Source organism: Vibrio maritimus (assembly GCF_021441885.1).
In the GTDB taxonomy this organism is placed as follows: domain Bacteria; phylum Pseudomonadota; class Gammaproteobacteria; order Enterobacterales; family Vibrionaceae; genus Vibrio; species Vibrio maritimus_B.
The window spans coordinates 2,943,253-2,967,646 of sequence record NZ_CP090438.1 but is presented as its reverse complement, the minus strand read 5'-3'; the positions used below and the strand labels follow the sequence as shown (position 1 = coordinate 2,967,646).

General features: G+C 44.6%; 21 protein-coding genes. 14 read left to right on the top strand and 7 right to left on the bottom strand.

Features of this window, described 5'->3' with window-relative positions; all coding sequences use genetic code 11:
• Positions 1 to 94: 94 nt before the first annotated feature.
• On the top strand, positions 95 to 934 hold the full coding sequence (locus tag LY387_RS13555) for an arylamine N-acetyltransferase family protein (protein WP_234494483.1): 840 nt from the start codon (positions 95 to 97) through the stop codon (positions 932 to 934).
• Between the two features lie 90 nt (positions 935 to 1,024).
• On the opposite strand, the gene LY387_RS13550 is transcribed toward LY387_RS13555, so the two are convergent.
• Positions 1,025 to 2,509, bottom strand: coding sequence for a carbon starvation protein A (locus LY387_RS13550; protein WP_234494482.1), 1,485 nt, complete (start codon positions 2,507 to 2,509; stop codon positions 1,025 to 1,027).
• 275 nt (positions 2,510 to 2,784) lie between these two features.
• Here LY387_RS13550 and LY387_RS13545 point away from each other — a divergent pair, with 275 nt between their 5' ends.
• On the top strand, positions 2,785 to 3,141 hold the full coding sequence (locus tag LY387_RS13545) for a DUF2799 domain-containing protein (protein WP_234496120.1): 357 nt from the start codon (positions 2,785 to 2,787) through the stop codon (positions 3,139 to 3,141).
• A 95-nt stretch (positions 3,142 to 3,236) separates the two neighbouring features.
• On the opposite strand, the gene murQ is transcribed toward LY387_RS13545, so the two are convergent.
• Entirely contained in the window at positions 3,237 to 4,166 is a 930-nt protein-coding gene (murQ, locus tag LY387_RS13540; RefSeq protein WP_234494481.1) for an N-acetylmuramic acid 6-phosphate etherase, read from the bottom strand.
• 8 nt (positions 4,167 to 4,174) lie between these two features.
• Positions 4,175 to 5,293, bottom strand: coding sequence for an anhydro-N-acetylmuramic acid kinase (locus LY387_RS13535; RefSeq protein WP_234496119.1), 1,119 nt, complete (start codon positions 5,291 to 5,293; stop codon positions 4,175 to 4,177).
• Between the two features lie 102 nt (positions 5,294 to 5,395).
• Here LY387_RS13535 and nagZ point away from each other — a divergent pair, with 102 nt between their 5' ends.
• Positions 5,396 to 6,379 carry a beta-N-acetylhexosaminidase gene (gene nagZ, locus LY387_RS13530; protein WP_128647991.1) on the top strand — a complete coding sequence of 328 codons (984 nt, stop codon included), beginning with the start codon at positions 5,396 to 5,398 and terminating at the stop codon, positions 6,377 to 6,379.
• A gap of 55 nt (positions 6,380 to 6,434) precedes the next feature.
• Here nagZ and btsR read toward each other — a convergent pair whose 3' ends face one another.
• Positions 6,435 to 7,160, bottom strand: coding sequence for a two-component system response regulator BtsR (gene btsR, locus LY387_RS13525; RefSeq protein WP_042476068.1), 726 nt, complete (start codon positions 7,158 to 7,160; stop codon positions 6,435 to 6,437).
• A complete protein-coding gene (locus LY387_RS13520; protein WP_234494480.1) occupies positions 7,157 to 8,860 on the bottom strand; it encodes a sensor histidine kinase in 1,704 nt (567 codons plus the stop codon). The genes btsR and LY387_RS13520 overlap by 4 nt, the downstream gene beginning before the upstream one ends.
• A gap of 250 nt (positions 8,861 to 9,110) precedes the next feature.
• Between LY387_RS13520 and LY387_RS13515 the strand changes: the two genes are divergently transcribed.
• From LY387_RS13515 to LY387_RS13470, 10 genes are all read left to right on the top strand, one after another.
• The gene (locus LY387_RS13515) at positions 9,111 to 10,184 is read left to right on the top strand and encodes a 3-deoxy-7-phosphoheptulonate synthase (protein ID WP_234494479.1); all 1,074 of its coding nucleotides are present in this window, start codon (positions 9,111 to 9,113) and stop codon (positions 10,182 to 10,184) included.
• Between the two features lie 8 nt (positions 10,185 to 10,192).
• Complete coding sequence (gene tyrA, locus LY387_RS13510; protein ID WP_234494478.1) at positions 10,193 to 11,320, top strand: bifunctional chorismate mutase/prephenate dehydrogenase; 1,128 nt, start codon at positions 10,193 to 10,195, stop codon at positions 11,318 to 11,320.
• Between the two features lie 235 nt (positions 11,321 to 11,555).
• Complete coding sequence (locus tag LY387_RS13505) at positions 11,556 to 13,013, top strand: DUF4150 domain-containing protein (RefSeq protein ID WP_234494477.1); 1,458 nt, start codon at positions 11,556 to 11,558, stop codon at positions 13,011 to 13,013.
• An 11-nt stretch (positions 13,014 to 13,024) separates the two neighbouring features.
• Complete coding sequence (locus LY387_RS13500) at positions 13,025 to 15,106, top strand: vgrG protein (RefSeq protein ID WP_234494476.1); 2,082 nt, start codon at positions 13,025 to 13,027, stop codon at positions 15,104 to 15,106.
• Positions 15,107 to 15,108: 2 nt separating this feature from the next.
• Positions 15,109 to 15,513, top strand: coding sequence for a hypothetical protein (locus tag LY387_RS13495; RefSeq protein ID WP_042476073.1), 405 nt, complete (start codon positions 15,109 to 15,111; stop codon positions 15,511 to 15,513).
• A 300-nt stretch (positions 15,514 to 15,813) separates the two neighbouring features.
• Positions 15,814 to 16,146: a hypothetical protein gene (locus LY387_RS13490; RefSeq protein WP_234494475.1), complete on the top strand. Its 333-nt coding sequence runs from the start codon at positions 15,814 to 15,816 to the stop codon at positions 16,144 to 16,146.
• Positions 16,147 to 16,185: 39 nt separating this feature from the next.
• Positions 16,186 to 17,052 (top strand): hypothetical protein, encoded by an 867-nt coding sequence (locus LY387_RS13485; RefSeq protein ID WP_234494474.1) that lies wholly within the window; start codon positions 16,186 to 16,188, stop codon positions 17,050 to 17,052.
• A 22-nt stretch (positions 17,053 to 17,074) separates the two neighbouring features.
• On the top strand, positions 17,075 to 17,638 hold the full coding sequence (locus LY387_RS13480; protein WP_234494473.1) for a hypothetical protein: 564 nt from the start codon (positions 17,075 to 17,077) through the stop codon (positions 17,636 to 17,638).
• Positions 17,639 to 17,779: 141 nt separating this feature from the next.
• Positions 17,780 to 18,334 carry a lysozyme inhibitor LprI family protein gene (locus LY387_RS13475; protein WP_234494472.1) on the top strand — a complete coding sequence of 185 codons (555 nt, stop codon included), beginning with the start codon at positions 17,780 to 17,782 and terminating at the stop codon, positions 18,332 to 18,334.
• Positions 18,335 to 18,577: 243 nt separating this feature from the next.
• Positions 18,578 to 19,246, top strand: coding sequence for a hypothetical protein (locus LY387_RS13470; protein WP_234494471.1), 669 nt, complete (start codon positions 18,578 to 18,580; stop codon positions 19,244 to 19,246).
• Positions 19,247 to 19,297: 51 nt separating this feature from the next.
• On the opposite strand, the gene LY387_RS13465 is transcribed toward LY387_RS13470, so the two are convergent.
• A complete protein-coding gene (locus LY387_RS13465; RefSeq protein WP_234494470.1) occupies positions 19,298 to 20,305 on the bottom strand; it encodes a M23 family metallopeptidase in 1,008 nt (335 codons plus the stop codon).
• A 148-nt stretch (positions 20,306 to 20,453) separates the two neighbouring features.
• A complete protein-coding gene (gene ettA, locus LY387_RS13460) occupies positions 20,454 to 22,121 on the bottom strand; it encodes an energy-dependent translational throttle protein EttA (protein ID WP_234494469.1) in 1,668 nt (555 codons plus the stop codon).
• Positions 22,122 to 22,411: 290 nt separating this feature from the next.
• Here ettA and sltY point away from each other — a divergent pair, with 290 nt between their 5' ends.
• Positions 22,412 to 24,370, top strand: a complete 1,959-nt coding sequence (sltY, locus tag LY387_RS13455) for a murein transglycosylase (RefSeq protein ID WP_234494468.1) — start codon at positions 22,412 to 22,414, stop codon at positions 24,368 to 24,370.
• Positions 24,371 to 24,394: the final 24 nt, after the last annotated feature.

The window sequence follows — 24,394 nt, the reverse complement described above, 5'->3', positions numbered from 1 at the left end:
GCTTGGGCATTTTTTTATCTTGACCTCAAGTTAACCTAAGGTATTAAGCTGGCTTACATTTTAAAAAGTTAGATAGCTAATTACAGGAACAAGCATGTCACCACTTCAGTTGAAACAGTACTTAGATAAAATCAGCTTGGCGCTGCCTGGTGTTGATAATGGAAAGGTGACCACCGAGTTTGTGGCAGATTCTGTGTGTCTGGCTTTACTGCAAAAGGCGCAGCATCAAGCTATTCCGTTTGAAAACTTCGATGTGTTTGCTGGCGGTGCTATTAGCCTCAAGCAAGAAGCTCGTTTTGAAAAACTGGTGAGCCATCCACGAGGCGGCTATTGCTTTGAGGTTAATGGGCTATTTCTCGATATTCTTACTTATCTGGGCTTTCAAGCTGATCCTAAGCTTGCTCGAGTACACCTTGGTGATACGCCTTCAGGCCGAAGTCATCAAGTGACGCTGGTCACCATAGATGAAGAACGCTGGATAGTGGATGTCGGTTTTGGCTCCCACACCCCCAGAGCGCCAATAAAACTTGTTGTTGATGTAGAGCAGCACGCCGATTTTCAGCTGTTTCGATTCGTAGAAGTTGAAGACTATGGCTACCTGCTGCAAAGACGTAATGAAGATGGGTGGATGGATCTTTATAGCCTCGATATGGCATTTACTGGGCGGGGAGATATCGAGTATGCCAACCACTACACATCCACAAGTGCGAATACCGTTTTTACTCAATCTCTTACCGCAGCTCTAGCGACTCAAAAAGGCAGCGTGACTTTGCTCGATCGGGTATTGAGATGCAGAGTTGGTGAAAAGGAGGTGTCGGTAATTGAGCTCGAAGAGCATGAATACTTTGCTGTGATAGCGCGAGAACTGGGCATCGAAGTGGGGGCGCCTCAACAGGCTGCGATTCTGAAGCGGCTGTTCAACAAGACCATTTAAGCTGAGCGGCAAACTGGCGCTGATAATAAAAAGCCCCTTAACGTGATGTTAAGGGGCTTTTCGTTAGAGCGTTAGCGCAATAGGGATAACTTACGCTGTCTCTGTTTTACCTGTTGGTTTCTCTTCATCGGCTAGGTCAGTCTCACCTTTGCCTTTTGATTTCTTAATCACGTAACCCGCGATAGAAAGTGAAGATACGATACCAAGGATTGTTGATAGCTGCATCGGTAGACCGAAGCCTAGCGTAGCGTTGTTCAGGATGAAGGTAATCACTACCGTTGTCATGAACACTGCAGGTACCGTTGTTACCCAGTGAAGCTTGTTGTGACGTAGTAGGTAAGCCGACGCAGTCCAAAGCATCATTACTGCCGTGGTTTGGTTAGCGAAGCCGAAGTAACGCCAGATAACACCGAAGTCAACCTGAGTCAGGATGCCACCGATAACGAACAGTGGGATAGCCATCATTAGACGGTTGCGTAGTGTCTTCTGCTCCATGTTGAAGTATTCAGCAAGGATAAGACGGCTTGAACGGAACGCTGTGTCACCAGAAGTAATCGGTAGGATAACCACACCTAGGAACGCAAGCACACCACCAAAGACACCCAGTAGACCAAATGAAGCGCTGTAAACTACGTTACCAGGACCGCCGTTCTTCACTGCTTCTGCTAGAGAGTCGATAGAGCCGAAGAAAGAGAGCGCTAGTGCACACCAGATAAGTGCGATAACACCTTCACCAATCATCGCACCGTAGAATACGAAGCGACCATTCTTTTCATTTTCCATACAACGAGCCATCAGAGGAGACTGAGTTGCGTGGAAGCCTGAGATAGCGCCACAAGCGATGGTGATAAATAGTGCAGGCCATAGCGGTAGGTCATTCGGGTTCATGTTGGTGAACATGTCGCTGATTTCAAAACCACCCATGATTTGGTGCTCGCTTGACAGTGCAACTGCGGTGATTAGACCAACAGACATAAAGATAAGTAGCGCGCCGAACAGTGGGTAGAAGCGACCAATGATCTTATCAACTGGAACAATCGTTGCGATGATGTAGTAAGCGAAGATGATAACTACCATAGTGGTCATGCTCATCGACATGTCCATTTGGTCGTTAACAAGGTTTGTAATCATGCCAGCTGGTGCTGAAACGAATACCACACCAACCAGTAGCAATAGGACGATGGCAAAAATGTTCATAAAGTGTTTGGCGCCATTGCCTAAGTAACGACCGGTGATCGTTGGTACTGATGCACCACCATTACGCACTGATAACATACCAGAGAAGTAATCGTGAACTGCACCTGCGAAGATACAACCAACAACAATCCAAAGCATCGCTGCAGGACCGTACAGTGCACCCATAATAGGACCGAAGATAGGACCTACACCCGCAATGTTGAGTAGCTGAACCAAGTAAACTTTCTTGGTCGACATTGGAACGTAGTCAACGCCATCTGCTTTGGTATGAGCTGGTGTTTGACGTTTTTCGTTAATACCAAAGACCTTCTCAATGAAAGCCCCGTAGATAAAGTAGCCGCCGATCAAGGCTGCAACACAAGTTAAAAACCACAACATAACTGTTATCCCTAGTTTGTGATGACATTAATTTCTGGTAACCATTATAAAAATGATGAATTAGCACGACATCGCCTTATTCGGTTAGTGGCGGAATAGATGATTAAGTGGTCAATAGCTAGGTTAAGTGGTTTTGTCGTTGGCTAAGCGGTCGGATTTAGGCGGTGAGTGGCAGAATAAAAGCGTGAAGCGGGTCACTTTCACTGAGCAAGAGTGGTAAAACGGCTTCAGAACTGGCATTGTTGTCGCAAGACATTTTTCGACCATAAAGGGAAATCATGAGAGCGCTAATCATCGTTGCGACCAGCTTACTAGCATTTGGTTGTGCTAAGGGTGTGGACGATCTTGCTAAAGAGGGAAGCTGGGATCAGATCGGTTATCAAGATGGCGTTAGAGGTCAGCTATCGCGAAGCTATTCCGATTTAAATAAGCTTGGTGAAGCTGTGCATTCAGAGTATGACGCGGGTTATCAGCGCGGCCTTATTGAGTTCTGCGATGCAGATTTTGCGTATCAGATTGGTTTGTCTGGGCAATATTATACCGGTGCGTGTGAAGGTTTACCGGAAGCTCAACGTTTTCGAATGGAGTGGCAGCGCGGCTGGACTGACTATTCTCAGCAAAGCGGTTTTTAATATCGCAGCTTCATTAGAGCAATGAACAATAAAAGGGTTAGCGACATGCTAACCCTTTTGCGTTTACTAATCGGTCAATCGGACTAAAGCGCGAGTTATTGGCTGCTGTTATCGCCATCCACAGCTCGACGCAGAAAGCCTTCTTGCTGCATAAGCTGCTTTTCGGCAGCTGCTTTCTCTAAGCCGGTAAGAATCATCAAAATGGCTAACTTCACGTCATAGTTCGTTTCTTTGAGTGCTTTAGAGGCCGCCTCTTTATGGCATTCTGTGGCTTGCATGACGATTCGTGTCGCTCGGGCTACTAACTTTGCGTTGGTGGCTTTTACGTCCACCATTAAGTTTTGGTAGCTTTTTCCTAATCGAATCATGCTCGCAGTCGTGAGCATGTTCAGTACCAGTTTTTGTGCTGTCCCTGACTTTAGGCGAGTGGAACCTGTGAGTGCTTCAGGGCCCACGACTGGGCTAATCGCAATGTTTGCAATGTTGGCTATGTCAGAGGCTGGATTACAAGATAGTGCGACGGACGTCGCGCCCACCTCGTTGGTGTATTCCAAGGCTCCGATAACATAAGGCGTTCGACCACTTGCAGCGATACCTACAACGACATCTTTATCCGAGAGGGCGATATCTTTGAGATCTTGAGCGCCGAGTACAGGATCGTCTTCCGCCCCTTCTTTCGCCTTAAACATCGCATCTTTGCCACCGGCAATAATTCCCACCACCATGTCAGGATCAGTGCCAAAGGTAGGTGGACACTCAGAAGCATCCAGTACGCCAAGTCGACCACTGGTACCTGCTCCGACATAGAGAAGGCGCCCACCCTGTTTGAAAGCATCAGTAATGGCATCAACCGCCTTGGCAATGTCTGGGATGACCTTTTCAACCGCCAAAGGAACGAGGCTGTCTTGCTGATTCATGCGTACCAATATCTGCTCAGACGATAGCAAATCGATGTCCATGGTTTCTGGGTTGCGTCCTTCAGACACAAGCTGGGAGAGCGCATTAAGTAAAGCGTCGTTTGTCATAATGGGTCCTAGTTAGCGGGGTAGAACACGCCCAGCGGTACGGCTTTGCTTGCGCCAGTGACCGAAGGCAGGTTACTTGGAATTTTATTAACGAAACAGTGTGCCAGCCAAGCAAATGCCATCGATTCCATATAGTCACCGCTGATTGCTTCGCTATCGGTGGAGTCTACGTGCCAGTTTTTCAGCAGTTCGCTAAGGCGGTTCATGATAATCGGGTTGTTAGCGCCCCCACCGCAGACCAGCAGTTTGGGACTGACACCAATGCCGTAGGGCTTGATGGCATCCGCGACAGTCATGGCAGTAAATTCAGTTAGGGTGCGCAGTAGGTCATGATCGCTCATGTCCGTATTGATGGCAGCGCGCTGAGTATCGAGCCATTGCCCATGATAGTACTCGCGCCCAGTGCTCTTGGGTGCGCTTCGCGTTAGGTAAGGGTCCGTAAGCATCTGGGCTAATAGTTCATGGTGAACCATACCCTGATTAGCGAGTTGAGCATCCTTATCAAAAGCTTGCCCAAAAGCTTGAGTACACCAGTGATCCAAAAGCACATTGCCGGGACCGGTATCAAACCCGATCACCTCGCCATTAGGCTGAAGCACAGACACGTTGGCAATGCCGCCGATATTGAGAATAACTTGCGTCGATTCGCTGTCGCCGAACAGGTAACGATGAAATGCAGGTACTAAGGGTGCACCTTGACCGCCTAGAGCCATGTCTTTGCGTCTGAAGTCACCGATGGTATCAATGCCTGTGAGCGCAGCAAGAAGGTTATTGTCGCCTAGTTGAGTCGTAAACGGGATGTCGCCGTCAGGCTGATGAAAGACGGTTTGACCATGGTTGCCAATCGCTGTGATGTCAGAAGCGTTATAGCTCGACTTTGCCAGCAAAGACTCAACGGCATTAGCGTAGAGTTTTCCCAGCTTATGGTCGAGCTCACCTATCGATTTTAGGCTGGTGGCTTGCCCTTGGCATATAGCCAAAACATCACGTTTGAGTGGGTCGGGATAACTTAGAAAATCACTATCTAGCAAGCGAATTTGTTTATCCTTAACGGCAACAATCGCAGTGTCGACACCGTCCAGACTCGTGCCCGACATGATACCAATATACAGCGCTTCCTTTGACATCATAAACTTACTCCGTTTTTACTCAGCTTTATTGTAAATCAAAAACAATAGGAATAACCTCTGGGGATGCCCATTTGATAATAATTTTGCAGAGGAGCAATTATGGGACCGCTATGGATTGATGTGGCAGGCTACGAGCTGACTGCTGAAGATCGCGAAATTTTGGAGCACCCAACCGTAGGTGGTTTAATTCTATTTGCTAGAAACTACCACGACTCCGAGCAACTGATTGAACTCAATCGACAAATCCGTCAAGCGGCAAAGAAACCCATAGTGATTGGTGTTGATCAAGAGGGCGGGCGCGTACAGCGCTTTCGTGATGGTTTTACTTTGCTTCCTCCTGCCGCTCGTTACGCCAAGCTTAAAGACGAGGCGTTGGCTCATCAAGCAGGTTGGTTGATGGCTGCCGAGCTGATTGCCCATGATATCGATTTGAGCTTCGCGCCGGTGCTTGACCAAGGTGAGCAAAGCAAAGCGATTGGTAATCGCGCTTTTGGTGACAACTTCCAGACTATTGTGCAGTACACCACCGCCTTTATGGCAGGCATGAAATCGGCGGGCATGGCGACAACCGGTAAGCACTTTCCGGGGCACGGCGGTGTAACCGCGGACTCGCACCTTGAGACGCCAGTAGATAATCGAGACTCTATTTTTGAAGACGATATGCGCATCTTCCAAGCTCATATCAAAGCTGGAGTACTCGATGCCATGATGCCGGCACACGTGGTTTTCCCTCACTATGATGACAAGCCAGCGAGTGGCTCAAGCTATTGGCTAAAAGACGTGCTGCGCAAACAACTTGGCTTTAATGGCATAGTGTTCTCTGATGATCTATCAATGGAAGGTGCTGCGATTATGGGTGGCCCAGCAGCTCGTGCCCAACAGGCACTCGATGCGGGCTGCGATACGCTCTTGATGTGTAATAACCGAAACTCGACGATTGAGGTGCTGGATAACCTGCCAATTACCAAAGTGAAGCAGGCGAGCCGCATGCTTAGAAAGAAAAACTTTGACCTAGAAGAGCTTAAGAAAAGTGCTCAGTGGAAAGCGGCGAATAGTAAGGTGCTGTCGGCGCTGGAAGGTTAGAGATAGGTACAAAAACAGCGAGCTTAGCTCGCTGTTTTTGTATGTAATCAGGATATCAGTGAAACCCCAACGTCTCTTTCAACGACTTCAAATACCGGCGACTCACAGGTATTGGATGGTCACTTTGGGTAATGATTTCCGCCAACCCATTCTCTAGCAGTTTGATCTCTTTAATGGCTTTTACATTCACCAAAAACTGACGATGACAGCGAATAAGTGACGTCTTGTCTTCAATCACTTTGAGCGTCAACTGCGACGTCGCTTTTTGAGTCGCGGTTTGTACATGTACACCAGAAAGGTCACTGTAGGCAAACTCCACATCTTTAGTGGCTATGATGACGATGCGGTTGTGACCAACGCAAGGAATTTGGTCTAGTGTGGCTGGTGCTAGGGTATCAAAGTTCTCGGTTTGAGTGGTGTCGCGCTTATTGAGGCGCTTAATGGTTTTACCTAAGCGGCAAGGGTCAACAGGCTTAAGCAGGTAATCAAACGCATTGTCTTCAAACGCTTGAATAGCATATTGGTCATAGGCCGTCACGAAGACTACATTTGGCATGGTGTCAGGGTCAAGCATGCCCAAAAGCTCAATACCTGTGATTTGTGGCATCTGGATATCGAGAAAAACCACGTCGGGTTTATGCAGGTTGATTTTCTTTAAACCTTCAATGGCGTTGCTGGCTTGGTCAATCACCTCAATCTGTTCAAACTCAGCCAATAGCTCGATAAGCTCCTCACGAGCAAACAGTTCATCATCAATCACTAATGCGGTTAGTCGTGTCATGAGGCGATAGCCGTCCTTTTATCGTCTGAATTTGCGGGCGCTGGAATAATAAAGCTCATTCGCGTGTGACGCTGTGTTTCAACTTCAATTTTTAGCGCTGAGTCACGCCCAAATTGATTGCGAAGGCGTTTATCCACTATCTGCATCCCTAATCCTTGATGACCTGGTTCAGGAGGTAAGTAGGTGCCCGCGTTATCCTCAACCGTGAGTCGATAGCCTTGTTCACAGGGTTCACTAAAGATTCGAATAGTGCCCCCTTCAATAAGATTGGATATGCCATGTTTGATGGCGTTTTCGACCAGAGGTTGCAAGGTAAAGCTCGGTACAGCTTGCTCGAGTAAATCGGGTGAAATATCGATATCTACCTCCAATCGGTCGGTAAATCTCGCTTTCTCTATTGTGAGGTAAGCATTGACGTGAGCCAGCTCTTCTTTAAGCGTCACTGTCTCAATATTCTGCTTGAGGTTACTACGGAAGAACTGCGACAAATGCTGAATCAAACTGCGTGCCTTGTCAGGGTCACGTCTGGTAATCGCGCTAATGGTATTGAGCGCGTTAAACAAAAAGTGCGGATTCACTTGCGCGTGCAGCAGCTTAATCTCAGCTTGGTTTAGCAAGGTCTGCTTATGGATGTAATCGCCATGCAGGATCTGGCTAGAGAGTAGCTGAGCTATGCCTTCTGCCATAGACATGTTGATGGTTGAAAACAGCTTCCGCTTCGGTTCGTACAGCTTAATGGTGCCAATGACCTCATCTCCTGTACGCAGCGGGATGATAAGCGCTGAGCCGAGTTTGCAATCTTTCGAGATCGAGCATTGATACGGGTTTTCTTTGCCATCGAGGTAGATGATGTCGTTATTGTTCATCGAGTCTAGCGTGCTTTGCGATGAAATAGGGCGGTTAAGCTTATGATGATCCGCACCTATACCAACGAAGGCCAAGATTTTCTCGCGGTCAGTGATGGCAACAGCACCGACATTGGTCTCTTCGTAAATGATACGGGCAATCTTACTCGCATTGTTGGAGTTAAACCCATGGACCAAAATACCCACCGAGCGTTCTGCGATGTTTAACGCTCGACGAGAAAAGGTTGCTGAGTATTCTTCAAAGATGGTTTTGCGGTCTTGAAGTATGCTCATAAACAGCGCTGCACCAACTGAGTTGGCAATGATCATAGGTGCCGCGATGTTAGAAACCAGCGTGTAGGCTTGATCAAAAGGTTTGGCTACAATCAAGATGATCAACATCTGGACAACTTCCGCTACAAAGGTCACGTAGAACACCACCATAGGATTAAACAGCTGTTCTTTTCTGCCTTTTTGGAGGAAGTAGAGGTGCATAATACCGCCAATCACCCCTTCTGCTGTGGTGGAGATCGCACAGGCGACATCGGTAAAACCGCCTAATGTATAACGGTGCATGCCACCGGTAAATCCGACTGCAAAGCCGACAACGGGTCCACCAAACAAACCGCCCATCACGGCACCAATCGCACGTGTATTCGCTATCGCATCATCGATCTGAAGACCAAAGTATGTGCCGAGAATGCAGAATGAGGAGAACAGCACATAAATACTGAACTTGTGGCTCAAGCGGTTTGTAACGCTAAATAGCGGGAGGAACAGAGGTGTCTTGCTGAGCATATAAGCCAGCATCAGATACACACACATCTGTTGCAGCAAAGAGATAATTAAGTCCATGGGTACCACCTCAACCTTGATGCTTACTATTGTAACTCATGTCGTAACAAAGAGGAGAGGGCGGTGTCGAAGTCTGTTTATTGGGGGGCGATGATAAGTAAGTAATTTAGTGTAAACTTATTTTTACATTAAGTGTTTTTTTAAGTTTACGCTTGCATGTGATTTTTATCTATGTATATTACCAGTTAAAGCTTAGCCGGACATGGAATTGATAAAAGTTCGGTGTAAAAATAAATTTACAGGTGATGAGATGAAAAAGAGCGAACTCAGTAATATTAATATCAGCGACGAACAGGTGCTGATTACTCCAGAGCAACTAAAACAAAAGCTACCACTGAGCGAAAAAGCGCGTAAGTTTATTCAAGACTCTCGTGAGACCATCGCTAACATCATCCATAAAAAAGACCATCGCCTGTTGGTTGTATGTGGTCCTTGTTCTATCCATGACGTTGATGCAGCAAAGGAATACGCTAAACGCCTTAAAGCACTCTCGGAGCAACTGAGTGATCAGCTATACATTGTTATGCGAGTGTACTTTGAAAAGCCGCGTACCACAGTGGGCTGGAAAGGTCTTATCAATGACCCACAACTCGATGGAACGTTCGACATTGAGCACGGTCTGCACGTAGGTCGTCAACTGCTGGTAGAGCTAGCAGAGATGGAAATCCCACTGGCAACTGAAGCGCTAGACCCAATCAGCCCGCAGTACCTTGCGGATACTTTCTCATGGGCAGCGATCGGTGCACGTACCACAGAATCTCAAACTCACCGTGAAATGGCGAGTGGTCTATCGATGCCTATCGGCTTTAAGAATGGCACCGACGGCAGCCTAGCGACAGCAATCAATGCGATGCAAGCGGCGTCTTCAAGCCATCGCTTCATGGGTATTAACCGTGAGGGTCAGGTAGCACTATTGACGACGCAAGGTAACGCTGACGGTCACGTGATTCTTCGTGGCGGCAAACAAACCAACTACGATTCAGTGTCTGTGACTGAGTGTGAGCAAGAGCTTGCCAAATCGAACCTAGATGCATCATTGATGGTCGATTGTAGCCACGCTAACTCTCGTAAAGACTACCGTCGTCAGCCTCTAGTTGCTGAGGATGTGATTCATCAGATCCGCGAAGGCAACAAGTCGATTATCGGCTTGATGATTGAAAGTCACCTTAACGAAGGCAACCAAAGCTCAGATATTCCGCTTAATGAAATGCAATACGGCGTGTCTATCACCGATGCGTGTATCAATTGGGATTCAACTGAGGCACTATTACGTCATGCTCATACTGAGCTCGTCCCATTCTTGGAAAATCGTATTAAGGAATAATGACATCCATGGCTGCTGAACTGAACGCATTGCGTGACCAAATCGATGACGTTGATAAGCAGATGCTTGAGCTTTTGGCAAAGCGTCTATCTCTTGTGGAGCAAGTTGGTGAAGTAAAGAGCCGACACGGCTTACCTATTTATGCCCCTGACAGAGAAGCAGCCATGCTGGCCTCTCGCCGTGAAGAAGCAGCAAAAAAGGGTGTGCCACCTCAGTTAATCGAGGACATCCTGCGCCGCACCATGCGTGAGTCTTATGCTAGTGAGAAAGACTCTGGCTTTAAGTGCCTTAACCCAGAACTGCGCTCAGTCGTTATTGTTGGTGGTAAAGGGCAATTGGGTGGCTTGTTTGGTCGCATGTTTACCTTGTCTGGCTATCAAGTCAAAGTGCTCGGTAGCCAAGATTGGGATCGCGCTGATGAGATCCTAGACAACGCTGGTCTTGTGGTGGTAACGGTGCCAATTCACTTGACAGAAGGGGTGATTGAGAAGCTTGGAAACCTACCGGAAGACTGCATTCTGTGTGACCTAACGTCCATCAAGTCCAAGCCACTTAACGCCATGATGAACGTGCACCAAGGTCCGGTTGTTGGTCTGCACCCAATGTTTGGTCCTGACGTACCAAGTCTTGCTAAGCAGGTCATTGTGTACTGCGATGGCAGACAAGAAACCGAATACCAATGGCTACTCGAACAGTTTAAGATTTGGGGCGCGAGTCTGTGCCAGATCTCAGCTGAGCAACACGACAAAGGCATGACATTGATCCAGGCGCTACGCCACTTCACATCGTTCGCTTACGGTCGCCATCTGAGTCAGCAAAACCCAGACCTTGATACGCTAGTGAAATTGAGCTCACCGATCTACCGTCTCGAGCTAGCGATGGTTGGCAGACTGTTTGCTCAAGACCCAACGCTCTACGGTGACATCATTATGTCATCAGAAGAAAACATTGAGATGATCAAGTGTTTCCACAAGCAGTTTGGTGAAGCGTTAGCGCTACTCGATAGCAAAGATAAAGCGAAGTTTGTCACTGAGTTTAATGAGGTGAGCGATTGGTTTGGTGATTACTCACAGCAGTTTATGTCTGAGAGTCAAAATCTTCTGAAACAAGCGAATGATGCTATTCATCGTGGTTAAGTTTGTACTCAATAAATAATGAACAACGCAGCATTCTCGCTGCGTTTTTTTATGTTTGCGGTATCTAGAAAAACACCTGAAGCTCGTTTCTACTTTATAAAATGAGACCTGTGGCAAAATTATAAGCATCAAGTTGTTATGAAAGGTAATTTAGTCAATTAAACTAATGGTTTAGTGAGATAGTAATAGGGAAATTACTTTATTATTCACTCAGTAAATATGAGTTGGATTGACTATGGGTGTAACAGTTTGTGCGAATGGACTCAGCGTAGTTCACAAAGGATCGGGTGGCGAAGCAAACGCAACACTGCCAGATGTGTGCCTAACCACGATGGGAAACTCTGTGGTTCCTATCCCTTATGGTAACAACGCAAAATCGGCAGATTTGGCGGATGGTACAACGACCGTGAGTATGGATGGTGGCAACAGCATTGCCATTGAAGGCAGTAAATTTAGTGCGAGTACTGGTGATGCTGGTGGTGACAAGAAGGGCGTATCGTCAGGGACAATTGAAGCCGAAGCCGAATTTATTTCTTCGTCTCCAACCGTGATCATCGAAGGTAAGGGCGTCTGTCGTTTGAGTGATCAAATGACGATGAACAAAGCGAATACGATGTGTTTGGGCGGAGTGCAGAACCCGGCAGTGTCCGTTACCGAAGACCAAGAAGGCACCTACACCGTCGATCTAACCTGCAAATACCCGAATGGGAAACCCTACGCGAATGCCGATTTTCAGCTGGTGGAACCGAGTGGTGCGATAGTGGCTGTAGGGACACTCGACCAACAAGGCATGAGTACTGTCAGCGGATTACCAAGGATGGAATGCAAACTTATTTTAAAAGAGACACAGGATAGCTATGAGCCCAACGGTTCACTAGCCGAGAATACACCCACAGAAACCTATCAAGACAGTCACGACTTTTGCACGTTTGTTGCGAGCTCAAGAGCACCATTTTGGGATAGTAGAGTTGGCGTGGCAAATGATTGGGGAATCTTACTTTCTCCGTCTTACACCGATGATGATTTCCAATCTATGGTGTTTGAGCAAAGTCGAATCCTGTCTCCTTATGCTGTAGACCGAAACCATTCGCATAGTTTTGCTGCGGCGTTTGTGTCAGCCCTTTATCATGCTCAACACGACACAGAATCTTTAGAAAAGTACCGGCCATTATTAGAACTGCTGTTTGAACAAGTGAATGAAAATGGCGACATTCTGAGGATTCTCTTCCAAGCTGATTTGTTCGAACCTCCGGCCGATATGCTTGCCAAGCTTCGCCTACTTGGTACGGGCAACACAGTTAGGTACATGCAGATGATGATGTGGACCTTCATCAATCAACAAGTATGTGGCTTTATTGATGAACTGGTTGCTGCGTTGGACGAGCGATTAGCTTATATCTACTCACAAGCAGAAGCCCAGTCATACACCGCTGTACAACAAGGTGTTAAAGGCTATCAGAGTGCCTTGCTGACACTCTCACGAGTGTTACCTGATGTGTTTAGTCAAATACTAGAAAGTACCAACGATAAACTGCTGACGATATCAGGAATGGCAATAGGGACGATTGTGAATAGCAATGGTTCTTCAGGCTTTTCAACCACGAATAGTGAGTTTAACGCTGTGGTCTACACACGAACTCACAACTTAAATCGTCCTCCTTTCATCACCTTCGATGATGTCTTCTCTGATTAAGGTCTCTCACTATGGAAGCAGTTTTCCCAATCACACAAAGAAATGGTGAGCCTTATCATACGTTGAGCGATTTCACCAAAATGTTCGACCAAGCTAAGAGTGGTCGTTATCTTCTAGGACAAGGTTATGGTTGGCACAGTGGCGTGCACCTCACATCAAAAATGGTGCCCTGGGGTAAAGGACTAAGACCGATTCAATCCATGTTAGATGGCAAGATCATCGCCTATCGAATCCATGAGGATTACCAAAAAACCTTATACAAAGGTCAGGAGCTCAAGTTCAGCAATAACTTTGTGTTGATTGAACATGAATGCCAAAACCCCGACGATAGTAACGATGTTTTTAAGTTCTACTCTCTTTACATGCACCTTGCGCCACCGGCAGATATCGGTGCCAATAGCTCCCCAAGTACTCGCTATAAAATGGTAATGGAGCAAGGCAAAAGGAATGTACGTACCTTCAAGTTAGACAGTGAACCTAAACAAGAAAGCAAACTAGATAAAGTTGGAATGTCGAAAGGGACGATTCTTGAATATCTCTATGCTGAGGAAAAGGAAACTCATAAGTACAACATCAATGGCATCGATTATCACATGATTAAATGCCGAGTGGTTGAAGCGGGCGATCAAAATTCCACTCGAGAAAAAGGCATGGAAGGGAAAATGGTTTGGTTTGCTGCAGGGAAAGACAGTGAGTTCGACATTCTAGAAAACACCAGTGTGATGCAGCCTGTACCAGTATCAGAGCTCCCTTGGATGAAAGAAGACGCTGCGAAGTTACGTAATGGCAGTGTGGTGCCACTCACTTTGAATGTCGAAGGAACCCCAGATCTCGGTATATCTATCAATGCGGGGGATGAAATTGGCTATATGGGTCTTCATGAATACAGCAACGACATCAACGCGACCAAAAAAGAAGATAACAGAGTTCACATCGAGCTGTTCTCTATCGATGAGCCGCCGGAGTACTTTAAGAAGTTAATATCCCCACCTAATGCTGAAGAAACACCATTGATAGTGATTGATGGGAGTGAGAGTGATGGGGCGCTGAGTAGTGAAAATACATTCTTCGTATCGCTAGCCAAAGAAGTATCAAAAAGCAGAAAAAGTAGTGATGAAGCAGCAGATAGTGAAGAAGTAGATTTCTCTTCAGCCACACCCAAAGAGCTGAAAAACTATTTGAACAATAAACGAAAACACTTCGAGCGTGTCATCGTAAAACACCCATCTGATTGGCATGTAGAAAAATCTGACTCAATCTATGAACGAGTACACGCAGTTGCCAGAGAAATATACGAACAACTTCTCTCGAGAGCTTTTGTAAGTTTAGAAGATTTTGAGAATTCGCCATGGAGAGAGAAGGTTCTCGCTGAGTATGATGTTTTTTCGGAGCATGAAAGGTGTAGGGGAAAGCAATTTTCTTGGCTAGAAACTTTTTTAGAAAACAAGGTACTCTGGCACTATTATCCATTGTCGTTCTTACCAAGATTTATCAGAGTAGAACTAGGTAAAACTTCAGAGAGGTTTGAGTCTGGGGGGCGAGGGGGTGGAGTTATATCAACTGGAATAGGAGACCATGGAGGAAAGTCTTACGGAATATATCAATTTTCCTCTAATAAGAAAGTCGTTCACAAATTTATAAAACAATCCAAATTTTATGACGACTTCAGTGGAGTTGATGTAGCAAGCGATCAATTTGACAAAATCTGGAAAAAAGTTGCCAGTAATAATGAAGCGGAGTTTAGGCTCGAACAGCATGCATATACAAAAAAAACGCACTTCGATAAACAGTTTGAGACTTTAGTTTCCAAAAATATCATTAAGCCTACTAAGTCAGCAGCAATAAACGATCTTGTTTGGTCAACAAGTGTACAGCATGGTCCAGAGACAAGGTTGATATTAAATGCAGTAAAGAACAAAAAGGGGCTTTCTCATAGAGAGATAATAGTATTAGTTCAAGACTATAAATATGATAATGTAGAACGATTATTTAGAAGTTCTCCTTCTTTATGGGAGGGACTTAGAGCGAGGGCTAGATCTGAAAAGAAAATGCTTTTATCTTTACTAGAATCTAATGCGGTTATTAAGGAATAACAATGGAAAGATTAATAGTTTTCATGGCTTGCATGCTATCTTCATTAAACTTGAATGCCAATGATAGTGTAGATTATAAGTCCTGTCTGAAAAATGCTCAGGGTGAGACATATTCAATTTTGTCCTGTATAGACATTGAAACCAGAAAAGTGGAATCAAGAATTAAGAGTTTACTCACAAAAGAAAAGTATGTAGATCAAGTCGTTGATATAGTTAAGGACCTGGAAGGTTATTACACACTACAACGAGAGCTTATATCAAATAAGTGTGATACTTACAATAAAATATATCCGGGTGGGCAGGGAGCACTACTACTAGAAAAGGAGTGTATACTAAGTTCTATGGAGAGTGAGAATAGATTGATTGAAGATATAATATCAACCGCAGAGTTTGAGTATGGAAACTAAAGTATTGCTCCCTAATGAAATATATGAAATTTAACGTAGTAGATGTCAATAAACTCTCCTTGGTGAGAAATCAAGTGTAACGTGAAAATCGAACCTTACGCATGGTAGGTTAAGAGCGTGGGCACTGCTGATTGTAATGCCATTGAGTATAGATTAAATAATCTAATGAACGGTGTTTCGTTAGTAGTATATTTTTATAGTTTTCACTTCATAGGAGCCTATAATGTCTAAGTTTATTAAATTTTGTATAGTAAAGGGAGATGAATTATTTTCACAAGGAAATTGATACTACTGATTTTTTTGTCATTCAATGCATTGGTATATGGCGTTGAAAATAATATTGAGCAAAATCAACTAGTGCAGATAAATAGCAAATACATTGAAAGGTTTGATGAGGCTAAACATACCTTTGAAGAAAGGCTACAAGAGATACGTTCATCATCTATTGAAGGGAAGATTGAATTCAGTGAAATGGTATCTGCGTGGGTTGTTTTTGTAGAAAAGAAGTGTGCTTTTGAGAGCAATGAATCGAAGGGAACAGATGCAGAGTTAGCAACGCTCCTATCTTGTAAAGTTAATGAGTATAACGAGATGAATAATTATTTATTAGAGTCAGTTATTAATATGCCATGATTGGGCTTAGGCATAGGTACCGAAAGAAGATGGTTGATAATGTTGGCTAGATGCTATCCCCTATTTTTTCTAGTTCTCCCTTCACTAGGTGTAGCGAATGGAATTGAACTTAGCTTAAATAGTGAATTAAGGGTTTATGCTGTAACTCAGGACGATGTCAATCACCCTATAGCTTTGTACTCTGAAATAGGAAGACAGACATTTAAGGTCGATCAGTACCCATTTGAAGGTAGTGATCCCTTTATAAATGGAATGTCCAAGTTTCAGTTGGGCAGTGATCTCTATGTTTTAGTTCAAGTGCGCTGGGATATAAGTCATTATGATATTAAAGGTAGCGACTACGTTGGCTATGTATACCAGTTGAAGAACGAGAGGCTAACTTTAAATAAGGTTATTAGCAAGGATAGAAACTTACAAGGCTTCAGTGGGTATCAGTCGGATGGTTCTGTTTCTAAATATCGTTATGAATCCACCTTTGATGTTGTTGATTATATAAATTCTGCTTACCCAAATGGATATAAAATTAATATATGTAGTGATAATGAAGTGGTTGCTCTTTCTTGCAGGCTTGATAATAAGAAAGTGGTTTCCTTGTGTAAGGAAGGTAATGCATTAACATATAAATATGGCATGCCATATGATATCGAAATAACATATCCATCTGATAAAGAGAGTGAAATATTAGCTAATGAATATATGGATAGCGACTTAATTAAAGAGTATGCCTTCGAAAGGCAAGATTATAACTATTCGCTTAATTTTAATATCTCTTCAGGCAATATTAATAATTTTAATAACGGCTACTATGAACTTAGAGTAAAATATGATGGTAAAGTCGTGTTTGAAAGCGATTGCAGAGAAATGCTTAGTGATGTGTATGTTTCCGATTGGAAAGCTAAATTATAATGAATTACGTGGTTTTTGATTTATGAGTAGGTATTTTGTTCTTGTATCGTTTGTGATGGGTTTGTTTGGAGTCAGTTCTGCTAATGCAATTCACCCGCAAATAAACGTAAAATATAGTGATATTACTATAACTTTATGTAGCGATGAGGAAGATATTTACTTTAATGCAAAGTTACAGAATGGCAAGTTTGCCTCGTTATGTGGATACAAGCATAAAAGCCCGAGCACAGGTTATGTAAAATATAGATATGGTTTACCAGGTAATATAGAGTTAGAGTACCCAAATGACTTGGGAACACCAAAAGATAGATTTTTAACCTACCACGTTAGGTTAGGCCCAAATGCTCAGGGGAGAAAGATATTCTTTTATATAGGAGACTATCGATATAATATAAGCAACGTCGCAGGTAATTGTAGTTTACGAGTCTCTAAAGGAAAGAATGTTGTATTTGAATCTTGGTGTGATGAACAGTTATGGCTGAATTCTTTTGGTGGTAGTCGTTCTGGGTCGGTAATTCTTAGTGATGAGTTAATAGAACGGTTTCCGGAACAATTCCAAGATCCAAGTGAACCTGAGTTTCATTAGAGATAGAATAAGAAGGTTATGGCTTTTTAGGGGGCTATTAAAAGTAGTCGGTATGATATAGATAGTTAATGCTTCTTCATTATTTACAGGTGGTCGTAGATAATTATATGCGAAAGCATTTAAATACTTTGGATAATGTACATGTTATATAAGTTAATGGCTATGTTAATTTTTTATGCTCTTTCTTTTTCAGTAAAGTCATACGTAAATATAGAGTTCTCGGATGATTTTGATATTAAGCTTGAACAGAGGAAGTTAGATTATAAAAACGGAGATATGTTATTAAATGAAAAATATACAAAGATCTTGGAGTATTTAAATAAATATGATCTGGATGCTGAGTTTAAGGAAGCGCAGCGGAGTTGGTTGAAATACAAAGTTGAGTCATGTAGTGGTAAGGAGTTTTTTGAAAATACAGATGTGAGTAGTGATATTATGACGCAGTACCTTATTGCAGATTGTATGTCATGGGTCACATATGCTAGATTGCTAGAGTTTAACTATATTGAGTCTAGAAAAACTGAACTTGCCTATATTCTTCGCCCAAATAAATTCAACTCAGAATTGAATTATTATACGGACTCTTGGAAAGACTATGTTTCTAAATCTTGTAGTATCAACTCAAAACTCCACAATGAAAAAATTGAACAGTGCTTAGAAAGGATTAATTACTATTATAGAGAAGTTGATTTGTAATGATTTATATTTTTCTTGGGAATGTAGCTTGAAGAACCAGTAAGATGAAGTATGTTTAAGACTATCGTGATATCTCAACTATTGATGCTTGTTAGTTTTTATTCTTTTGGCAGTCTTCATGGAGGGTGGTTTTATGAAAATGAACATAGTAGCTTCACCTTGAGACTGTCTAGTAGCGATAAGTCAGGTGAGCACAAACTTAACTATATGTTTGTTGAGCTCTCTACTACGGGATAAATGTATATGCTAAAGAATCAATGGGAAGTAAAGATTCGCATTTCTAGTTTGATAACGCTTCTAACGTTTACTCTTCCAGTAGTTGCTGAATCTTTGGATATTACCCCCAGTTTTAGGATCGGAAAGTGTAAGCAGATCAAAGGGGAAGCCAATCTGAATAGTTGTTTTGGTCGTGAAAATGTATTCTCAACCTACGAGTTTACTAGAGACGGTGAGGAACTCCCCGCGACCATACTTTACCCAAATGTTGAGGGTAAGACACTACGCATTTTTTGGTTCGATGACCAAAGGACGGAGCCGCGAAGCGTGAAATTGACTGCCGATGGAAGTCAATGGAGAGTTGGAACCGAGCTATATGTCGGTTTAAGTAGTCAGGAACTTGCTAAAGTAAATAAGGCGAACTTTGCCGTGAGAGACTTTGATTTTGATGAGCAAGGTGAAGTTTTGTGGAACTCTGGCTTTGTAATGAGCGTTTTCGCGCCAGAGAGGCTTAGGGTGTATCTAGATATTCAAAACGATCTGAGCTCAGAGCAGATGATGGCTGTAAGCGGGCAGGGCGTGTTTTGTTTCTCTCAGGCTGAAAAGCTCGGTGTCAAAATGGCAATAAAAGAGATTAACCTATATTTTTCCGACCAACACCACTTAGAGGTGGACTGTAATGACGTGGAAAAATAACCATGTAGTGCAGTCGCTTCACAACAAATAATGGAAGCAACAACGCTTACACTAGTTCGTTGATTCAACCTCTTCCGAACTCGTCTCTTCATTCACCGCCGTCTTAATCGACGAATCAACATAAGGCGCATTCGTCAGGTTGATCTGCAGTTTAACTACACTGCTTACCAACTCAATCAGCGGTGCCCATTGCACTTTCTTCTCTTTTTCAAAGACATAATCGAAGTTTTCTGGACTCCAATCGATAAAGTACTGAGGGTTTAGCGTGCGGCCCAAGAAGCGGATCTCGTAGTGAAGGTGCGGGCCTGTTGAAGTGCCGCTGTTGCCACAGGTCGCAAGCACATCGCCCTTGCTAACAAACTGACCACTTTTAGCTTTAAATTTGTGCAGGTGAGCGTAAGAACTCATAAAACCGAAAGCATGACGGACGGTGAGGTAGTTACCATAGCCTTGGCGACTTGGCCTCACGGTTTCAACCACACCGTCGGCAGGCGCTAAGATTTGCTCGCCAGTTTTACAGGTTAGGTCGATACCACTATGAACGTGACGTTTACCGGTAATAGGGTGCGTGCGTCTGCCATAAGAGGAAGAGATGCGCTGGTAAGTCATTGGACTGTCGTTGGGGATGAGTCTTAGCATGGTAGCGCGCACAGCTGAGTCAATAGCTGCAGCGTCGATGCGCTCTTCTAATGGCATCTCACTGTCATACTGCTCTTCATCGACAAGACCAAGTACCGCTTCAACATCGTTTACACGCTTACCGAGAAGCTGTAATGAATCACGCTTTTCTTCAAGCTCTTGAGAGAGGTCGTGCATTTCATTCACTTGCTCTTCTAACTTTGCCTCGAGCATAGCTTTTTCTTGGTGCAGACTTGCTAACGATCCCTCTGTTGAAGTCAGTTCTAGCTGTGACTGCTGATACGAATACCCAACTAACCCCAAGCCAACAGGGAAAGCCGCAGCTAGTAAGATAGCTGTGTAGGTGCGCTTTTTTCCTAGGCGCAGCGTTTTCTTCTTTCCTTGTTGTGTTGGTATAACAACGCGAATCTTATTGGGCATAGTAACGGTTCGTAGATAACAGTCTGTCTATAAAACAACGTGAATTTTCAGTTAATTCCGCTAATTTGTGGCACAAAATCACAAAAAAATAGGGCGCTATTATTAGCGCCCTAAGGGAAAAAAACAAGTTTATCTGTAAATCAGTTGCTTATTTTGAGATACGCTTGTACTTGATGCGGTGTGGTTCAGCGGCTTCAGGACCAAGCGTCTTCTTCAACCATTCCATATACTCGGTATAGTTACCTTCGTAGAAGTTAACCTGACCTTCATCACGGTAGTCGATGATGTGAGTCGCGATACGGTCAAGGAACCAACGGTCGTGCGAGATAACCATGGCACAGCCAGGGAACTCTAGAAGTGCTTCTTCTAGTGCACGCAGCGTTTCAACGTCAAGGTCGTTGGTTGGCTCATCAAGTAGTAGCATGTTACCGCCAGCTTTAAGAAGCTTAGCAAGGTGTACACGGTTGCGCTCACCACCAGATAGCTCACCGATGATCTTCTGTTGGTCGCTGCCTTTGAAGTTAAAGCGCGAGCAGTATGCACGAGCTGGGATCTCAAAGTTGTTGATCTTGATGATGTCAGCGCCTTCAGAGATCTCTTGGAATACTGTATTGGTGTCGTTCATTGAGTCACGGAACTGCTCAACAGACGCCAGCTTAACGGTATCACCTAGGTCGATCGTACCTGAATCTGGCTGCTCAGTGCCGCTTAGCATCTTGAATAGCGTTGATTTACCTGCACCGTTGGCACCGATAATACCTACGATAGCACCCTTAGGAATGCTGAATGATAGGTCATCGATAAGCACGCGGCCGTCGAAAGACTTAGTTAGGTTGTTCACTTCTAGAACTTTGTCACCTAGACGCTCACCTGGCGGGATGAACAGCTCGTTGGTCTCGTTACGCTTCTGGTGATCGCCGCTTTGCAGCTCTTCAAAGCGCGCCATACGTGCTTTAGACTTCGCTTGGCGACCTTTAGGGTTTTGACGAACCCACTCAAGTTCTTTCTCGATGGTCTTTTGACGAGCTTTCTCTTGAGACGCTTCTTGTTGTAGACGCGCATCTTTTTGCTCAAGCCAAGAGGTATAGTTACCTTCCCATGGAATACCTTCACCACGGTCAAGTTCTAGGATCCAACCTGCTGCGTTATCTAGGAAGTAACGGTCGTGGGTAATCGCCACAACGGTGCCAGTGTAATCAACAAGGAAGCGCTCTAGCCAAGCTACAGATTCAGCATCCAAGTGGTTGGTTGGTTCGTCAAGAAGCAGCATGTCTGGCTTCTCAAGCAGTAGGCGACAGATAGCAACACGGCGACGTTCACCACCAGAAAGGTGTTGGATCTTCGCATCCCACTCAGGAAGACGAAGTGCATCTGCAGCGCGCTCTAGAGCGTTTTCTAGGTTATGACCTTCTTTCGCTTGAATCAGAGCTTCCAGTTCACCTTGCTCTTTTGCTAGCGCATCAAAGTCTGCATCTGGTTCTGCGTAAGCTGCGTAAACTTCGTCAAGACGCTTCATTGCACCTGCAACGTCAGCAACGGCTTCTTCAACGATTTCGCGAACCGTTTTTGATTCGTCTAGTACTGGCTCCTGAGGTAGGTAACCTACGTTTAGACCTGGTTGTGGGCGTGCTTCGCCATCGATGTCAGTATCAATACCTGCCATGATGCGTAGAAGCGTTGATTTACCTGCGCCGTTAAGACCAAGTACACCGATTTTCGCGCCAGGGAAGAAGCTTAGAGAAATGTCCTTAAGGATTTGTCGCTTTGGTGGCACCACTTTGCTCACACGCGACATAGTATAGACGTATTCAGCCATTGCCGATCGTTCCTAATTTTGAAGTCAATAAAGTTCCTATTTTACACCACCGAGCGGAATCCTTTCAATTTTACTTCTAAGAAAGCATGCATCGATTGAAACGCTTCGAAGGGATAGTGCGTATCAAATAGCCAGAAACAAATTCTTAATAACAAAGCCATTGGAAAGTTGACTCATTTGGTCTTAAATTGAAGTTTGACCATGCATTAAATGACAGCTGACACGGTCGTCAGGAAAACAATAACAATATCTCTTATGGTCAACGTTCACAGCATCGAAGGAATGGTTACATGGATTTCAAACGACGATACTCAAAGCCGTTACTAGCAACAGCATACGGAGCTATCGTATCACTGGCTATGCCAGTTTTTATGGGCACCGCCCAAGCCTCTGAAACAAAACTTGAACGTCAGCGCGATACGTATGACAAAGCCCAAGATCTCATCGATAAAAAAGACATCAGTGGCTACAACAAGATCCGCGCTCAAATTGCGGACTACCCGTTAACGCCTTATGTCGATTACCGAGTTTTTTCTCTGCAGTTGAAAGACAAATCGGTCTCCGAGGTGAATCAGTTTATAGAAACGCATCAGGCGTTCCCTTTCTCTTCGCGTATCCGTGCGCCGTTTATCGACCAGTTGGCGAGGCAGAAACGTTGGGATGACCTTCTAGCGTTTCAAACCACTTACCCCAATGGGGAGCGCTATCAGTGTCATTACCATTATGCGCAGCTAAAAACAGGCGACAGCAAAGCAGCGTATGAAGGTGCGGCAAACTTATGGAAAAGTGGCGATAGCGTCGATAGCGCTTGCGATCCCTTGTTCGATTCATGGAGTAAGGCAGGGCTGCGCACAGATGATTTGATTCTCGAGCGAATGACGCTGGCGTTTAAAAACCGCAATGGCTCCTTAATTAACTATCTCAACAAGCAGTTGAAAACCTCAAAAGGAAAACAGCAAGGTAAGCAGATCCAAGCCCTGTTCAAGTCACCTAAAAGCGTAGCAACGTTTGCCGCAAGTAACTTCCCTGAACCAAATCGCAGTTTACTGACGGAGTCGGCACTGCAAAAACTCGCGAGAAGCGATAAAGAGCAAGCGCGCAGTGCACTCTCGAAGCTCAATAAAAACAGTAAATTGACGCCTGAGCTGAAACAGTCGATGAATGATTACGTGGCGATGCGCTTTATTACCACAGACTCAGACAGCGAAGCTAAATGGCGAGATGGGGTTTTAGCGACATCGAGCAATGATGGTTACCTAGAGCGTCGCGCTCGTTTAGCTGTGCAGCAAGCCGATTGGAAAGGGCTGACTCAGTGGATAGATAAACTGAGTGACAAAACAAAACAAACCAGCCGTTGGCAGTATTGGCTAGCGCGCGCTGAGATAAGCAATGGCGATAAAGCACAAGGCGAGAAGAGACTAGAGTCTATCGTTGGGCAGCGCAACTTTTACAGTGCAGCCGCAGCCACGCATTTAAAACATTCGATTGTTTATCCGATTTCGACGACCACATTTGATAGCAAAGTGGTTGCGCCTTATCAGAGTAGCTTGATTCGCATCGAAGAGCTTATTAAGCGCGATAAGATTGCCGCGGCGAAATCTGAGTGGCGCTATCTACTTTCTAATGTTTCTAAGCCAGAGAAAGAGATGCTCGCGGCCTATGCTGGACAGATGCGTTGGCATCACCTTACCGTGGTGGCAACCATATCTGCCAAGATGTGGGATAACATGGGTCTTCGCTTCCCGACTGCGCACCAATGGTGGTTTAACTTCTATGGGGAGAAGTTGGACTTAGATACTGATCTTCTGATGTCTTTGGCAAGACAAGAAAGTGCGATGGATGTGGAAGCCCGCTCTCCTGTAGGCGCTCGTGGAGTGATGCAAATCATGCCCGCCACTGCGAAATACACCGCGAAAAAGCATAAAATTGCTTATAAGCGAACCAGTGAACTGTATCAAGTAAATAAAAACATTGAGATAGGTTCACATTACCTCAACGAGCTGTTGGGTAACTATGACAATAACCGTATCTTTGCGCTCGCTGCTTATAATGCCGGACCCAACCGCGTGAAGCGTTGGCGAGCAGCTTCTGATGGCAACCTAGATGCCATCGCATTTATTGAGGCTATACCATTCCGAGAGACCCGTGGCTACGTCCAGAACATTCTGATGTTTCAGGTCTATTATCGTGATTTGATGGGTGTTCAAGGAAGTTTCCTCACCGATGCAGAGGCGAATAAGCGGTACTAGTTACCGACCACTAGGAATTGGCGT

Coding starts and splice junctions, on each gene's coding strand:
- murQ (WP_234494481.1), bottom strand. CDS start 4,166: ATGACAAACGACGCTTTACTTAATGCGCTCTCCCAGCTTGTGTCTGAA.
- LY387_RS13480 (WP_234494473.1), top strand. CDS start 17,075: ATGAGTAGGTATTTTGTTCTTGTATCGTTTGTGATGGGTTTGTTTGGA.
- LY387_RS13520 (WP_234494480.1), bottom strand. CDS start 8,860: ATGGACTTAATTATCTCTTTGCTGCAACAGATGTGTGTGTATCTGATG.
- LY387_RS13535 (WP_234496119.1), bottom strand. CDS start 5,293: ATGTCAAAGGAAGCGCTGTATATTGGTATCATGTCGGGCACGAGTCTG.
- LY387_RS13495 (WP_042476073.1), top strand. CDS start 15,109: ATGGAAAGATTAATAGTTTTCATGGCTTGCATGCTATCTTCATTAAAC.
- LY387_RS13465 (WP_234494470.1), bottom strand. CDS start 20,305: ATGCCCAATAAGATTCGCGTTGTTATACCAACACAACAAGGAAAGAAG.
- sltY (WP_234494468.1), top strand. CDS start 22,412: ATGGATTTCAAACGACGATACTCAAAGCCGTTACTAGCAACAGCATAC.
- ettA (WP_234494469.1), bottom strand. CDS start 22,121: ATGGCTGAATACGTCTATACTATGTCGCGTGTGAGCAAAGTGGTGCCA.
- LY387_RS13485 (WP_234494474.1), top strand. CDS start 16,186: ATGTTGGCTAGATGCTATCCCCTATTTTTTCTAGTTCTCCCTTCACTA.
- nagZ (WP_128647991.1), top strand. CDS start 5,396: ATGGGACCGCTATGGATTGATGTGGCAGGCTACGAGCTGACTGCTGAA.
- LY387_RS13475 (WP_234494472.1), top strand. CDS start 17,780: ATGTTATATAAGTTAATGGCTATGTTAATTTTTTATGCTCTTTCTTTT.
- LY387_RS13555 (WP_234494483.1), top strand. CDS start 95: ATGTCACCACTTCAGTTGAAACAGTACTTAGATAAAATCAGCTTGGCG.
- LY387_RS13500 (WP_234494476.1), top strand. CDS start 13,025: ATGGAAGCAGTTTTCCCAATCACACAAAGAAATGGTGAGCCTTATCAT.
- LY387_RS13505 (WP_234494477.1), top strand. CDS start 11,556: ATGGGTGTAACAGTTTGTGCGAATGGACTCAGCGTAGTTCACAAAGGA.
- LY387_RS13550 (WP_234494482.1), bottom strand. CDS start 2,509: ATGTTGTGGTTTTTAACTTGTGTTGCAGCCTTGATCGGCGGCTACTTT.
- tyrA (WP_234494478.1), top strand. CDS start 10,193: ATGGCTGCTGAACTGAACGCATTGCGTGACCAAATCGATGACGTTGAT.
- btsR (WP_042476068.1), bottom strand. CDS start 7,160: ATGACACGACTAACCGCATTAGTGATTGATGATGAACTGTTTGCTCGT.
- LY387_RS13515 (WP_234494479.1), top strand. CDS start 9,111: ATGAAAAAGAGCGAACTCAGTAATATTAATATCAGCGACGAACAGGTG.
- LY387_RS13470 (WP_234494471.1), top strand. CDS start 18,578: ATGCTAAAGAATCAATGGGAAGTAAAGATTCGCATTTCTAGTTTGATA.